The 12,432-nt window shown below is 62.7% G+C and carries 10 protein-coding genes; 6 read left to right on the forward strand and 4 right to left on the reverse strand.

Annotated elements, in window-relative coordinates; all coding sequences use genetic code 11:
• Nucleotides 1–234: 234 nt before the first annotated feature.
• Together ACFQMF_RS06105 and ACFQMF_RS06110 are read left to right on the forward strand one after the other, a co-directional pair.
• Nucleotides 235–483, forward strand: a complete 249-nt coding sequence (locus ACFQMF_RS06105) for a hypothetical protein (RefSeq protein ID WP_256408447.1) — start codon at nucleotides 235–237, stop codon at nucleotides 481–483.
• Nucleotides 480–875: a PIN domain-containing protein gene (locus ACFQMF_RS06110; RefSeq protein WP_256408446.1), complete on the forward strand. Its 396-nt coding sequence runs from the start codon at nucleotides 480–482 to the stop codon at nucleotides 873–875. The genes ACFQMF_RS06105 and ACFQMF_RS06110 overlap by 4 nt, the downstream gene beginning before the upstream one ends.
• Here ACFQMF_RS06110 and ACFQMF_RS06115 read toward each other — a convergent pair.
• The 3 genes from ACFQMF_RS06115 to ACFQMF_RS06125 all read right to left on the reverse strand — a co-directional run bounded on the left by ACFQMF_RS06115 (nucleotide 872) and on the right by ACFQMF_RS06125 (nucleotide 3,253).
• Entirely contained in the window at nucleotides 872–1,150 is a 279-nt protein-coding gene (locus ACFQMF_RS06115; protein WP_256408445.1) for a hypothetical protein, read from the reverse strand. The genes ACFQMF_RS06110 and ACFQMF_RS06115 overlap by 4 nt on opposite strands.
• Nucleotides 1,128–1,730 (reverse strand): hypothetical protein, encoded by a 603-nt coding sequence (locus ACFQMF_RS06120; RefSeq protein WP_256408444.1) that lies wholly within the window; start codon nucleotides 1,728–1,730, stop codon nucleotides 1,128–1,130. The genes ACFQMF_RS06115 and ACFQMF_RS06120 overlap by 23 nt, the downstream gene beginning before the upstream one ends.
• A gap of 587 nt (nucleotides 1,731–2,317) precedes the next feature.
• Nucleotides 2,318–3,253, reverse strand: a complete 936-nt coding sequence (locus tag ACFQMF_RS06125) for an ArdC-like ssDNA-binding domain-containing protein (RefSeq protein ID WP_256408443.1) — start codon at nucleotides 3,251–3,253, stop codon at nucleotides 2,318–2,320.
• Between the two features lie 186 nt (nucleotides 3,254–3,439).
• Between ACFQMF_RS06125 and ACFQMF_RS06130 the strand changes: the two genes are divergently transcribed.
• Entirely contained in the window at nucleotides 3,440–7,114 is a 3,675-nt protein-coding gene (locus ACFQMF_RS06130) for a type IV secretory system conjugative DNA transfer family protein (RefSeq protein WP_256408442.1), read from the forward strand.
• A 26-nt stretch (nucleotides 7,115–7,140) separates the two neighbouring features.
• Nucleotides 7,141–7,485 (forward strand): DUF7718 family protein, encoded by a 345-nt coding sequence (locus tag ACFQMF_RS06135; protein WP_256408441.1) that lies wholly within the window; start codon nucleotides 7,141–7,143, stop codon nucleotides 7,483–7,485.
• Nucleotides 7,486–7,586: 101 nt separating this feature from the next.
• Here ACFQMF_RS06135 and ACFQMF_RS06140 read toward each other — a convergent pair whose 3' ends face one another.
• Nucleotides 7,587–8,903 (reverse strand): phage NrS-1 polymerase family protein, encoded by a 1,317-nt coding sequence (locus ACFQMF_RS06140; protein WP_256408440.1) that lies wholly within the window; start codon nucleotides 8,901–8,903, stop codon nucleotides 7,587–7,589.
• A gap of 1,469 nt (nucleotides 8,904–10,372) precedes the next feature.
• Between ACFQMF_RS06140 and ACFQMF_RS06145 the strand changes: the two genes are divergently transcribed.
• Together ACFQMF_RS06145 and ACFQMF_RS06150 are read left to right on the forward strand one after the other, a co-directional pair.
• Nucleotides 10,373–10,738, forward strand: a complete 366-nt coding sequence (locus ACFQMF_RS06145; protein ID WP_379791705.1) for a hypothetical protein — start codon at nucleotides 10,373–10,375, stop codon at nucleotides 10,736–10,738.
• Complete coding sequence (locus tag ACFQMF_RS06150; protein WP_256408438.1) at nucleotides 10,732–12,411, forward strand: DUF8186 domain-containing protein; 1,680 nt, start codon at nucleotides 10,732–10,734, stop codon at nucleotides 12,409–12,411. Before ACFQMF_RS06145 ends, ACFQMF_RS06150 begins: the two co-directional genes overlap by 7 nt.
• The last annotated feature ends 21 nt before the right edge of the window (nucleotides 12,412–12,432 follow it).

Raw genomic sequence — 12,432 nt, forward strand, 5'->3', positions numbered from 1 at the left:
CCCGCGTCTCGGTCCCAGATCGCTCTGGGGACGATGACTGGTTGGACATGGTGTCCACCCCCTCGGAGCACCATACAAACCCTACTGGACGCCGAACCAGCCAGCAGACTCCGAGAGCACTACTCCCTGTGTTAAGGCGGTGGGATCGGTGGAAAGTATACATATAAATTCTGAAATAAAATTAATGCAATCTACGTCACAACCTTCTTAAACACATATATCCCTATATATTTCATGGTCAAAACCATTCGAGTATCGGAGGAATACCACGAGTGGCTGACTGCACACAAGGAGGGTGACGAAACGATGGAAGAAACGCTTCGTCGCATGACGCGTGGTCCGCACCCGGGCGATGTCGCCGGACTCCTAACTGAGGACGAGGCCGACACAGCCAAAGAAGCGGTGACGGATCTGCGCAGACGTGACCGCGACCGATTGAATGCTGCCCAGGCCGCCTTTGACGCCAGCGAAACCACCGAATGATCATCGACTCGTCGTACCTCTTCGACCTCATGGCGGAAGATCCGAATGCGTTCTCGAAGGGGGCAGAACTCGTCGAAACCGGCGAGATGCAGTGGTTACCGACGCCAGTCGTCGCGGAGGCCTACTATGGGGTCGCGACAGCCCGCAGCACCACCACCGAACAGGCGCTGCGCAATCGGCTGCTCGGATATCCGCGTATCGAGGTTGACGACGAGATCGCGCGGCGAGCTGGTGAACTCCTCGCGGCGGCAGACGACCGCGCCGGTGAAAACGCGGGTGTCGGGGCGAACGACGGCTACATCGCCGCGATGGCTGATGTCCTCAATGACGCAGTCCTCACAGCCAACGTCGAGGACTTCAACCGACTCGGTGTCCCGGTTGAAACGTACTAACGATCTGTCCTCAAGTCTGTCGTGTCGCTGTCCTCGTCTTGGATCGCAAGAATATCTTGGGCAACATCGGCCACGTGTTGCTGATGCGCTGCTGAGGTCGCCGCGTGTTGAGCGGCAGTCAGTTGACCGTTGACCACCGCGTTCTGCTGTGGCCCCCACACCTCGGGCGGCTCCGATTGAATGTACGACACCCAGCGTTTGATCGCCGCGATGCGTTGCTCACGATTGCGGTCGTGTTTCGCATCGAGCTGATCAGGCGTCTCTGAGTCGGTCATATTCGGCGTCGACATCGAGTCGGTGTACCCACGTTTCAAGCCGCGACCCACTAAGCGTTTCCTCAAAGAGGGTGTACAGGTGGACTGCGTCTTCGATATCCTTCTGGGCGCCAAGCGACAATTTGTACGCGATCTGGAGCTCAAGCGGGCCGATCGGGATCGATTTGCCATCAATCTGCGCGGTAATCGCGTGAGAGAGCGATGCGCGGTCGAACTCATCGCCGACGATCTTCAGTTCAAGATGCGGAGTCACCTGACCCGTTGGGGCGACCCAGATCGGATCGCCGTTCGCAAGCATCTCGTACATCGACGTGAGCGGCATCACTGGTCCCCAGTATCCTTCCGTTTCGAGCATTGTCGCAAGCTCTTCCGCCGTTGACTCATCGATCGGCTCGATGAGCACGTCGACAGCCTCGGTTGAGCGTGCACGCCCTGCGAGAATCGACACGTACCCAGTGATGTACACGTGTGTGATGCCGATCTGATCGAGGAGCTCTGAGAACGCAATTGCGAGCTCGTCAAGTTGGTTCGGCTCGCGTCTGACAACGAGTGTGTTATCTCGAAGCTCGATTCCACTCATGGGTATGTGTTCTCCGGAGACCGATTGACATCCTCCTCCGCGCTAACGCGGAGGGATCCCGAGCGGTGGGAGTTTCAGGTTCGCAGTCCAATCACCAGACTCCCAGTCCTTTCGGGCACGGTTGGTCCCACAGTATCGGACTGGTGGACTGCTGGCCATGCCAAATGGCCGTTGCCCCTATCCTCGACCGTGTACGGCGTCCCAGTGTTGTTTGTGCCACGGGGACGCTGGCAGGAATCAACGGAGTTGGGGGTATCGTGTCGCGCGCTTTGAGCAGTCGGCAGCGACACACCCTTCAAGGATGTGGCGTTCACCGACTGCCCTTTCGGATACTGCCTCGTTACGTGGGCGGACAGGCCGCCTCCAAAGGACGGTTCGGAATCCGCTCCGTTCCGACCGACTCCTACCTCCGCATAGAGTGGCTTCTCAATTACACCTCGGTATGTGAAACTCGGGACAGACGTTCGGCTGGTGAATTGCTGCCCACCATGTCGGCTTCATCACCCGCCTAAACGCGGGTGTATTCGCCTTCTAGTCTCTACAAATCGTCTGGCCGCCACCAATGCTGGCTGTCGCGCAGGCGCTTGTTAGTGAGTGTGATCGCGCTGTTCGGCAATCGCCTCGATCACTGTCGTGCTTGTCGCTCGAATCCGTTCACACCGCTCGAGGAGCCGATCTGCGTCATCATCGCTCCACGCGGCAAGATACAGCGCCGATCCGTCCATCTCCAGCCCGAAATGGCGCCCGACGACGTACGCGACCGCCTCGGCTTCCAGTTCGCGTGCCTCGTGATCGGCCGTATCCGATGGGTCATGCAACAGCGCGTGGGCGTACTCATGGAGGAGCGTCCCCGCGACGGCTGCAGGATCTGCCTCCTGCACCTGAATGTGGGGTGTGTCGTCGACATGCCGACAGACGCCGTCGGCGTCGCCGTGCGGCCACGCACCAGCACTCACCACATCGACCGTCACACCGAGTGCGTCGGCTGCCGCGAGCAGTCCAGCTAGCAGCTCATCGGCCTCGCCTTGAGCCGCCGTCTCCAGCTCGGGCAGGGGTTCCCCCTGGGTCTGTGAAATATCGAAGACGGGAACGGGTTTGAACCCGACCACGCCCTCATCCCACTCATCGGGTGGTGTCTCATCGTACGCGCAGTCGCTGTCCGCGTGATAAGAAGGACTGTTCCCACAGTCGGGACACTGACGTGAGATCAGCGGCGCCCAAATCCAGATTGCGGATTCGCCTTCTTTCACCTGCCGGTTAAACTCCTCCTGCCAGGTTCGATAGCCGGCAACCTTCGTTGCCTCCGGACACTGCAGGGTGATGAGCAGCGTGTTTCGGTGCGAGTAGTCGTGGAACTGACTCTGGACGTCGAGCCACCGCTGGAACGCCTCACTCGCACGCGCCTCGTCAACGCTATTGACGAGTTCGTGGAGCCACTGATCGATCGCCTGATGCATCTGGTCGGCGCGGGCGTCGGCGTCACCGAACGTGACGGGCCCGCTCGCGGGGTGGGATTCGGCCATGTGCGCTCCCGCCCCTCGGGAGCGCCACAAACACCGACAATTCCACTCGCCAGCCAGCCGAGACGACACACGTGGAGGCGACACCTCCCCAGGATACGCCATACTGGCTCTCTGAGGGTGACAGCAACGCCGATACTACCAATATTGGCATAAGATTAACAACTTTGAAATCACATTTTACACCGCATGGGGGATCACCAAGACCCCACCCCGCCGCAGGACGCCACGCACCTCCGCCTCCGACCGACCGACACGCAGCTGTCGCCTGACGCCGTCGAACAGGGGTTCTGTCGTCTCCACAGCATCGACGCGGACACCGGCACCGGTAGTTGGCTGAGTCGGCTCAGTGGGCCGGCCCCACCAACCATCGAGTTTCGCCTCCAGCGTCCCCCAGGCACCGACGCCGATCTCATGCTGTACGCCGGGATCGAGGACGCACCCGTCGAACCACTCCGAGAAGGGTTACGCACCGCCTGCCCGAACGAGTACGAACTCACGCCGGCCACGCCCGACCCGGTGGACTCGCTGACGGAGTCGCCCGCTGAAGCCACAGATCCAGACGCCGATGAGACCATCATCGGCGATGATTCCGCTCCCACTGATGAGACCACAGACCCAGATGTCGGTGACTCACCCTCGGAGGAGACAGCCTCAGCCGACGACGACGCAGACCCGAGCGCCGAATTGGCTGCCGTCGAGTGGGTGGGTGACGCCGAGCGGCGTGACGACTGGCAGACGCGGCTCACCCCTCTGACTGCGTTTCAAGATGCGGATGACACGCGGCCGCCGCTAGCGGTGATTGCAGAGACGCTCGCCGACACGACCGCTGCCGTCATCTACCAGGTCGTCTGCCGGCGCTATCGCGACTGGCGTGGCGACGCTCGCGACCGACAGCGCCAACTCGATGAAGGCCGTGACACCATGGGGAGCCGGCTTGTTGATGATCTGGTCGGTGACGTGCTAGCTACAAACGCCCGAGAGCGGGCGGCCACAGCCACCCCCAACCGGCCCGATCCAGCCACGGCCGGCCGGCAGGAGTCAATCGCCGCAGCTGACCCCCAACACGCGTTTTGCGTGAACGCCCGGTGTGTGATCGCCGGCCCCGACGCACGGTCGCTCGCCCGCCGGCTGGCGACCGCCCTCGAAACACTCAGCGGCGACTACTACACCATCGACGGCCGGATACGGACAGGGGAGGCGGTCGCGCCGGTCACCGACGCCATCCGCGAACGAACGGTTCACGAGCCGACCTACGAGACGGCGCGAACGACACTCCCGTGGACGGCGAACCGCAGCCGTGGGCTGGTGATGGATGCTGCGACCGCGCCAGCCGCCTGTCTGTTGGACGGCCCCGCACTCACCACGGGTGGGGACCGCGCCATGGACCCGGCCGCTGCCGACCGGACAGCACTCCCGCCGCCGCCCGCCAGCCAACTCGACCGCTATCAGACACCCGGACTCACGCTCGGCCAGCCGCTCGATCAAGATGGTGAGCCCACCAGTGAGCCGATTGCTGTTCCACCCGCCCTCCAACCGTTTCACGTGGCGTGGTTCGGCAAGACTGGCTCGGGGAAATCGACCAGCCTGCTTACAGGACTGCTCGCGAACCACGCGGCCACGGACGGCGCCGACATTCTTGTCACGCCGAAAGGCGACGACATGGCGACGGCCTACTGCCGCGCCCACTACGCCGAGTACAACACCCTTGAGAACGTCTACTACTTCGACTGTGGGGAGACGCTGCCCGCCCTCTCGGTGTTCGATATTCGTGATCAGCTCACGGCCGGGATCGACCGGACAACGGCCGTTGAGGATCTCACGGATCACTACATCGAGATTCTCGAAGGGATCATGGGGCCCGAGCGGTTCCACCAGGCGGTCCGCTCGCCCGACATTATCCGCCTGCTCGTGAAGGCGCTGTTCGACCCAGTGCATGGGAGCGACGCGTTCGCCCATCGGGAGCTCCAGCAGGCCGCCGCCCGGTTCCACGAAACAGGCGAGCCGCCGCCAGTGGTGGACGACGAGCTCCAGTCAATGCTATACAATGTCGCCGCCAACAGCCAGCAGACGTTCGACGAGCTGCTTCAGGGTGTTCACAACCGCATCGAGAAGATCCCGCTTGATGATCGGCTCAGCCAGCTGTTCAACCACGTTCCGGACGCCGACGATCCGTATTTTGATCTCCGAGACGTGATCGACGAAAACGCGGTCGTTATTATCGACACGGGGAGCCTGCGGGATGCCAGCCAGCAGGCGCTCACACGGACGGTGCTCTCGAAGCTGTGGACCGCGCTCCAGCGCCGTGCTCAGACCACGGGCTCGGACGATCGACCGCTGGTCAACCTGTATCTTGAGGAGGCGGCGCAACTCGTCACCTCCGGCATCGTCGATGAGCTACTCGCCCAGGGGCGGTCGTTCGGCTGTAGTGTCACCCTCGCCACACAGTTCCCTGGCCAGCTGCGCGTTCGGAATGAGACGGCGTACGTCGAGCTGCTCAACAACGTCTCCACGATTGTCACGGGGAGCGTACCGGTCGATGACGCACTCACGAAGCGGCTCGCGACGGCCGAACACGATCCAACGGCGATCGGGAATCGGTTGCGCGCGCTCAGCCGCGGCGAGTGGCTGGTGCGACTTCCGGCGCCGTTCAACACAGCGCCGCCCTATCCGTTTCTAATCGCGAGTGCGCCGCTGCCGCCGGGGCATCCGGAGGGGGACGGGTTCCGGCCGGCGCGTGAAACCGCAGTCACTGCCCGGATCGAGACGTGTCGGGATCGGACGCGCCAGACGCATGGCCTCGATCTGACGACGACGACAGCGACGACAGGAACTGGTGACAATGTGCCCGATACCGAGGCCGAGACAGAGCCAGAACCCACCACTGCGGCGTCACCGCGGATCGACTCCGCGCTGCCGTACACGGAGCGGCTCCCCGATCCGGTCACCTACGACGACCAGCGGCACGCGCTCGTCTGTGTCGCCTGTGAGACGCGGTACGATCCCTCACCGGACGGACTCCGGGCAGCGATCGGCTGCTGTCACGATCCTGACTCGGTTGATCGCGACGACTGTCCCATCTGTGATCTACCGCTCAAGCTCACCTACGCGGAACGCCAACAGAGCCCAGTCAGCGATGCCGGACTCCGTTTTCTCCAAGCGGTGTACTCCGCTCACCAGGGCCGGTACGATCCCGACCTCGAATACGACATCACCCGCGACAGCATGCGCCGGCTCCGTGAGTACGTCGGCATCGCCGCCGACGAACTCGATGAGCTCCGCGAAGCAGGTCTCATTAGCCGTGACTGTCGGTATCCTCATACGCTGTACACGGTGACTCCCGATGGGCGTGACGCGATCGGCGTGCGCCACCGCGAAGGGGTCGCTCACGGCGCCGGGGCTGGCGACCTCAGTGAGTCGAGTCTTCACGTCGCAATGGTTGAGGTCGGGACGCAGTTTCTCACCGCCGAGTACGTCGAGAATCCGGACTCACCGGCCGTCGATGTCGAGCAGTACTTCGAGGTCGCCGAGGGGCGACTCGATGCGGCCGCCGTCGATGAGACGGGTGGGGTGGTCGCCGCCCTCGAAGCCGAGCGGATCAACAACGACGCCAGCCGGGCCATCCCCGAGGATTACGACAAACTCGCTGCCCAAGACCCGGAGGCTGCCATCTGGATTGTCAAAAATCGAGAGGCGGCCCACGATGTTATTGAAGCGCTCAACACGCCGCCTGATGGGGACCCCCGGGTGACAAAAACCTACGGCAAACAGACTCGGCCCGCAGCATTCACAGTTGATCAGCCGGGCCTCACCGACGTATACACGTTCCAATCAATGCGGGATACACATCTGAGTGACGACTAGCTTGACTGAACGGGGTTACGCGCTTCATGATCCAACTGGAATACTGGCTGGAGGGCGACTGGCGTGAGGTCGTCCGCTACGATCATGACCGCGCCGCAGCCGGTGGCCACGACATCACCGAGGAAGGCCTGCATCGAGACGTCTACCGCGATGGCGAGAAAATCCGGTCGGAGGATGTCTCGCCGTCGCTCCCGGCGAACGAAGGTTTCGATGCCGCCGAAGAGGATTTACGTGAGAACGTCGAAAAATTCGTCAAGAGGCTCGAACAATGGCACGGAGTGAAAGACGGGCGCGACCTGTGGGCGACGAAGAGTTCGAGTCAATGCCTGAGCACATCAACAGCCACTTCGACCGCGTACGCGACCTGGTAGAACAGGAAACGGACGACTCCGACGCCTAAGACTGGTTTTTGGTGACTGGATGGGGCCCAAAACGAACACGTTGACTGCGACTACAAATTATAGAGCGAGAGTTAACGCCGCCACAGCTGCCACCAGCTATCCGCACTCGACTCTTCGATGGCTGTTTCGAGTTCCTGACGCCGCTCCCGTTCTGTCTGCAGCTCTGCCCGGAGGCGTTCGTTCTCCGCCAACAGCGTCTCCACGCGGTCGGTGAGTTCTTCGATCCGTTCACGCCGTGCTTGCATCCGCTGTGGGTGGCCGGCCGGAAGCGGCTCGTCCACAGGTGATTCGGCTGCTCCCGTGTTCGGATCTGTTACTGCAGTCGATCCGGATTCTGTCGCCGTCGGCGAGTGAGTATCGTCGTCGACCGGCTCGGACGGTGACGGTGGCTGTTCGGTGGCTCCGGTGGACGCTGCCGTAGTAGTGGTCGACGGCTCGGCTGCCTTCGTTTCGGGTGGCGTATAGACGTCGTCAGTGTGGCTGATTGCGCGGTCGATCGTTTTCTCGCCGTAGGTGCTGCCGTCGGCGTAATGGACCTCATCCCACTTCTCGCGGGAGAGACCCGACCGGCGAAACAGCCGGTCGATCCGGGCCGCATCACAGCCGGTCCAGAAGGCGAGCAGCCGACACAGCGCCATGTCGGCCTCCGAGTGGCTCTCGTAGCCGCTTGTAGTGCCGTTCCAGAGCCGCGTGAACTTCTCGCCGTTGGCGGCGCTGGTGGCACGTGACAGCAGTTCCTCATCTGAAAGCGCAGCCACTCCGGTCGCAGCAGCATCTGCATCCGATGATGCGTTCGCAGCTGTCTGCTCTGTACGTCTCTCCTCTGAGGTGGTTGCTGCATCCTCAGCCGTGTCTGCTATTTCTGTGGTGTGGAGCGTCTCGACGGCAGCTGTGCGCTGTGTAATTGTTGTGGGTGTCCCGCTGACGTGATCGCCAGTGACGGTAAAAAACCGCGACCGGTCGTACAACTCGAGATCGCCGGCACGGTTCCGCCCCGCAGGGAGCGTCCCAGATACGAGAATGTGATACCCCGTCTCGGAAGGACTCACTTCGGTATACGAGTCGAGCGCACCAATGATTCGGTTGGCCCACGCCGTGGGCTCACCTGTCGCTGGATCCCGGCAGTCGTCGAGATCGATCCCGATGAGCGGATCGTCAGCGGTGAACACGAAGCCGAGCCCCGCCACACTGGTGGTGGTCACAGCCTCTCGCGCCGTCGCGAAGCTCCGCCAGGAGTCAGAATCGGTCGTCGACGCAAACTGTGTCGTCCCGGGGATGATCGGTGCCTTGGTTGGTTTGCCATCGCGCTCATGTGAGCGCCAGCAGACCCACTGGTCACGGTCAACGAGCGCGTCGGGGAGCGTGTCGGCCGTGGGTGGAACTCCCATCGCAGATCATGTGTACTGATCACACGCAACATCCAAATAGTCTGTGCTGCTCGGGCGACCAGTCGGGTCGCACGGACCGTTCCCGCCCGTTTTGAGTAGCAGCACAACCCACAGCGTAGCCGTCAAGAATTTCCCCCGCGAGATCGCCAGAAATTGGGGAAATCGGCCGATCGACAGACAGGCGCCCCCGCCGCACTATCCCCCGTGAAAACGGGTGAAACACGTCCACGGAATGCATCAACTCCCTGCAGCGTGGAGATGCCGACGGGTGCTGTCGCGTTCACCCGCTCGGCGGCTCGCCAAATCGCCGGACGGCAACGGGTCAACTGGGCTGCTGGCGCGCCCGTGGTGAGCGACCACATCCGCCTTCGCGTCGGACATCTTTTGATGTCGATATATGAGATCCTCGGTACCACCCCCATGGTGTCCGGGGTGATCCGGCAGTACGACGATCGGGTATCAACGTCCAAACATACTGTGTACAGGTGGGGCCAACACAGAGAGCCCAAGTGGGTGATAGGCTCATCGGGCGGTGTCGGCCTTCGTTCGCGTATCCACGCCGCCTGTGCGTGTGATGCGTTACCGACGGCGATCTGATTCGCGGGTCTGTCGACCGCCCGGTACACTCGCTTTCACGCGTCTAATCGGCATTCTACTGCGGCGGGGAGCATCCGTGAAACTCGACAGCAACCTCGTCCGAAGTGACACGTAGCGAGCGGAAGCCCACCCGTTCACGGGTGGGTCCGAGCGACAGCACGGCCCGCCAGTCCACTGCCGATGGCTGTCTGCATCCCCAACGCTTAATCTACCAGGAACCGTACGAAGAAGAGACAAGACGGCGAAAAACTGGCAGTTGGGTTGGGGTCTGCCCGCCGGACGAAAGGCTACCACACCGTTCCCGCGAGGGCGTCTCCGTGGCCCGCAAGGGCAGTCAAAAAGCAACCCTGCGCCGACTGGGGACGCTCCGCCACGCCGCGTGGCGGTGCGTCGGGTCGATGGCCTGGCCCGCGGTCTCGGGCGAACCGAGAGACTACGGTCGCTGGGAGTCGATACGGCCTGTGAGGGCGAACACGTCAGACCCCGTATGGGGCCAAACCAGAGTCCCGCAAACCGGAGTACCCACGAGGGAAAATTTGCCACCGGGTACGGCATCACCGGGATGCCCACCGCGTGTGGAATCCCACGGCAGAAGCCGTGGGAGGAGGTCAAATCGACGAGTTAACTCCTGTGCCGGCTCTTAATATCCTCTCCGCGGTGCTCTGTTGGACGACGACATCTCTAGCCGCCCTATATTAACCAACAAAACCCGTGGAATTCACACTGTTGTTGGTTAAGACGGCTATTCACCAGCTGACGCTGGACAAAATTTATTACTGTGTGTCTGAATTGTTACCATGTGCAGTGATACCAAGCATCACACACGCTCCCCGCCAATGCTTGCTGGTACCTCTTCAGGACTTCCTGTTCGTGTGCCGGTCCGCGCGGCCTGTCGCCGCGTTGCAGTAGGCTGTCTGTTCATCACCCTCGTCGCGGTTGAGCCAGCGGCTGCTCAAGAGAGTGCTGTCTGTGAGGTTGACCGGCTTCCCGGCATGATCTCCGGATTCTTTCAGCTTACGACCGCGATCGGTCTGTTGGGCCTCGTCGTCGTCTGGCAGGCCGACTCGTTGATCGAGCTGTTTACGCTCCGACCCGAACAGCGTGAGGGGCTCAAGCGCCACAAGCGGACGGCCTTGCGCTCAACCGTGATTTTGGTCATATTGGGGCCGCTGTACACCGTCGCCGGCAGCGTAATGAACCTCCCGCTCGCGGAGTGTGTTGACCTAATCCCGTGGTAGCCCAGACGATGCGGGTTACAGTCAACCGGGGCCACCGGCTTGCGATCGGGGTGGTGGCGCTGACGGCAGTGCTGGCGGTCACCGCGGGATCGACAGCCGCAGATCCACCACCGGCCAACGCAACCCGGACGGTTGACGCCCGCGACACGGATCCGTGTCTGACGCCGGCCGCGTACAACGCCACGTACGGCCAGTCCCCGACTCCGACCCAACAGCTCGCGACGTGTACCGACCTGACGTACGCCGCGCCGCCCGCCCATGCTGCCCGCATGACGACTGCGGCGTTTCCGGCGTTAGAGCCCGGTAGCGCCGATACTAGCGTCTATCCACCGCACGCCGACCCTGTGTCTGCGGGCGCGATTGCCGACGCACACGCCACTGTGTTTGCGGTCTATCCCGCGACGCGGGTGCATCTCGACCCAACGACCACCCGGCAGTATATTGCGCCCACCGGGACGGTGCGGGCGCTCGTCGATTACCGCGTCCGAGACAATCTCGGTCCGAACCGGTCGGTGCGCAGCCACAGGGTGCGAACTGTCACGCTCGATATCGGCACCGAGCAGGTGGCGTCAACGACCGGGACACAGACGCCGACGCTGTCGTACAACACGACCCAGACTGGCGAACAGCCGCTCACCGTCACCGCCGAGATCGCGGTGTCGATCACCGTGACCGGCTCCCGTACAACCACGTTCACACAGACGGTCACCGTCAGCGACACACGGTCCGTGTGGGTGTATCGACTCACCCCGGAGGCGTACACCGTCCAGTACCCTGATGGCCAGGGTGGCCTCGCCGTCTATCAGGGAAACCCATGGCATAGCCTCACGCTGTCGGGCGACGCCACCGATCGCGTCCGTGGCGTCTGGCGCTATTACACGGCTCGCGATCCGCGATGGGACCACCTAATATTTAGCCGGGCCACCACGACTACGACGCGACCGTCGGCAGTACGGCCGTTACGGGTGGCGGCGTTCCCCGCTCAGATTGGCCCGCGCGCCGTGCCCGTCCGTGACGGTCCCACCGTCACTGCCGTGTGGGGCGTCACCACCCGGTCGCCGGCGACCCGGCTCCCACCGAACGTCTCTGTCGGGGTGGTCACCGACGAGTACACCCGGTCGTACGGGCTGGCCGTACGAAACGAGACGCTCGATCCTGAGCACGTTCAGGTGCATGGTATCGTTCGCGGTGTCTCGGCGCCGCTCAGTGAGGTCACCCGAACTGCACGTCCGATCCGGGAACCGAATCTGTCGGTCCGTCTGATCGACTCCTCGGGTTCGGCGGCGACACTTCGTATTACCGTCCGGGATTCGCAGACGGGCGCACCCCTCCGTGTGACCGAATCAGCGGCACCCAAGCCGATCGTCGCCGACGGGCCGGACGGAACTCTGTCGATCAACGGCGAGCCCGTCACGCTCGGTCCGGACGGCACCGCTACACGAACCGTTTCCGAGCCGGGGCTGTACACGGTCCGCTTCGAGCCGGCATCATGGCGTACGACATCGCCTGCATACACCGCCGCCAGCGATACCGTTCGCTGGCACCCGCTCGGTACCCTCGCTGGCTGGGTCCAGCTGCTTGAGACGGCGTTCTGGGTCGGCGTTCCGATCGCTGTCGCCTGGATCGCTGGCCGGCAGATTGCACACCTCATTTCCGGTGAGTCACGTACATGAGCCACACCCCTCCACCATCGA

Origin of the sequence: Halorubrum rutilum (assembly GCF_042665015.1) — an archaeon.
In the GTDB taxonomy this organism is placed as follows: Archaea; Halobacteriota; Halobacteria; order Halobacteriales; family Haloferacaceae; genus Halorubrum; species Halorubrum rutilum.

Excerpts from the sequence above, each read along its gene's own strand:
- ACFQMF_RS06140 (WP_256408440.1), bottom strand. The coding sequence starts at position 8,903 with ATGGGAGTTCCACCCACGGCCGACACGCTCCCCGACGCGCTCGTTGAC.
- ACFQMF_RS06105 (WP_256408447.1), top strand. The coding sequence starts at position 235 with ATGGTCAAAACCATTCGAGTATCGGAGGAATACCACGAGTGGCTGACT.
- ACFQMF_RS06125 (WP_256408443.1), bottom strand. The coding sequence starts at position 3,253 with ATGGCCGAATCCCACCCCGCGAGCGGGCCCGTCACGTTCGGTGACGCC.
- ACFQMF_RS06135 (WP_256408441.1), top strand. The coding sequence starts at position 7,141 with ATGATCCAACTGGAATACTGGCTGGAGGGCGACTGGCGTGAGGTCGTC.
- ACFQMF_RS06120 (WP_256408444.1), bottom strand. The coding sequence starts at position 1,730 with ATGAGTGGAATCGAGCTTCGAGATAACACACTCGTTGTCAGACGCGAG.
- ACFQMF_RS06130 (WP_256408442.1), top strand. The coding sequence starts at position 3,440 with ATGGGGGATCACCAAGACCCCACCCCGCCGCAGGACGCCACGCACCTC.
- ACFQMF_RS06115 (WP_256408445.1), bottom strand. The coding sequence starts at position 1,150 with ATGACCGACTCAGAGACGCCTGATCAGCTCGATGCGAAACACGACCGC.
- ACFQMF_RS06110 (WP_256408446.1), top strand. The coding sequence starts at position 480 with ATGATCATCGACTCGTCGTACCTCTTCGACCTCATGGCGGAAGATCCG.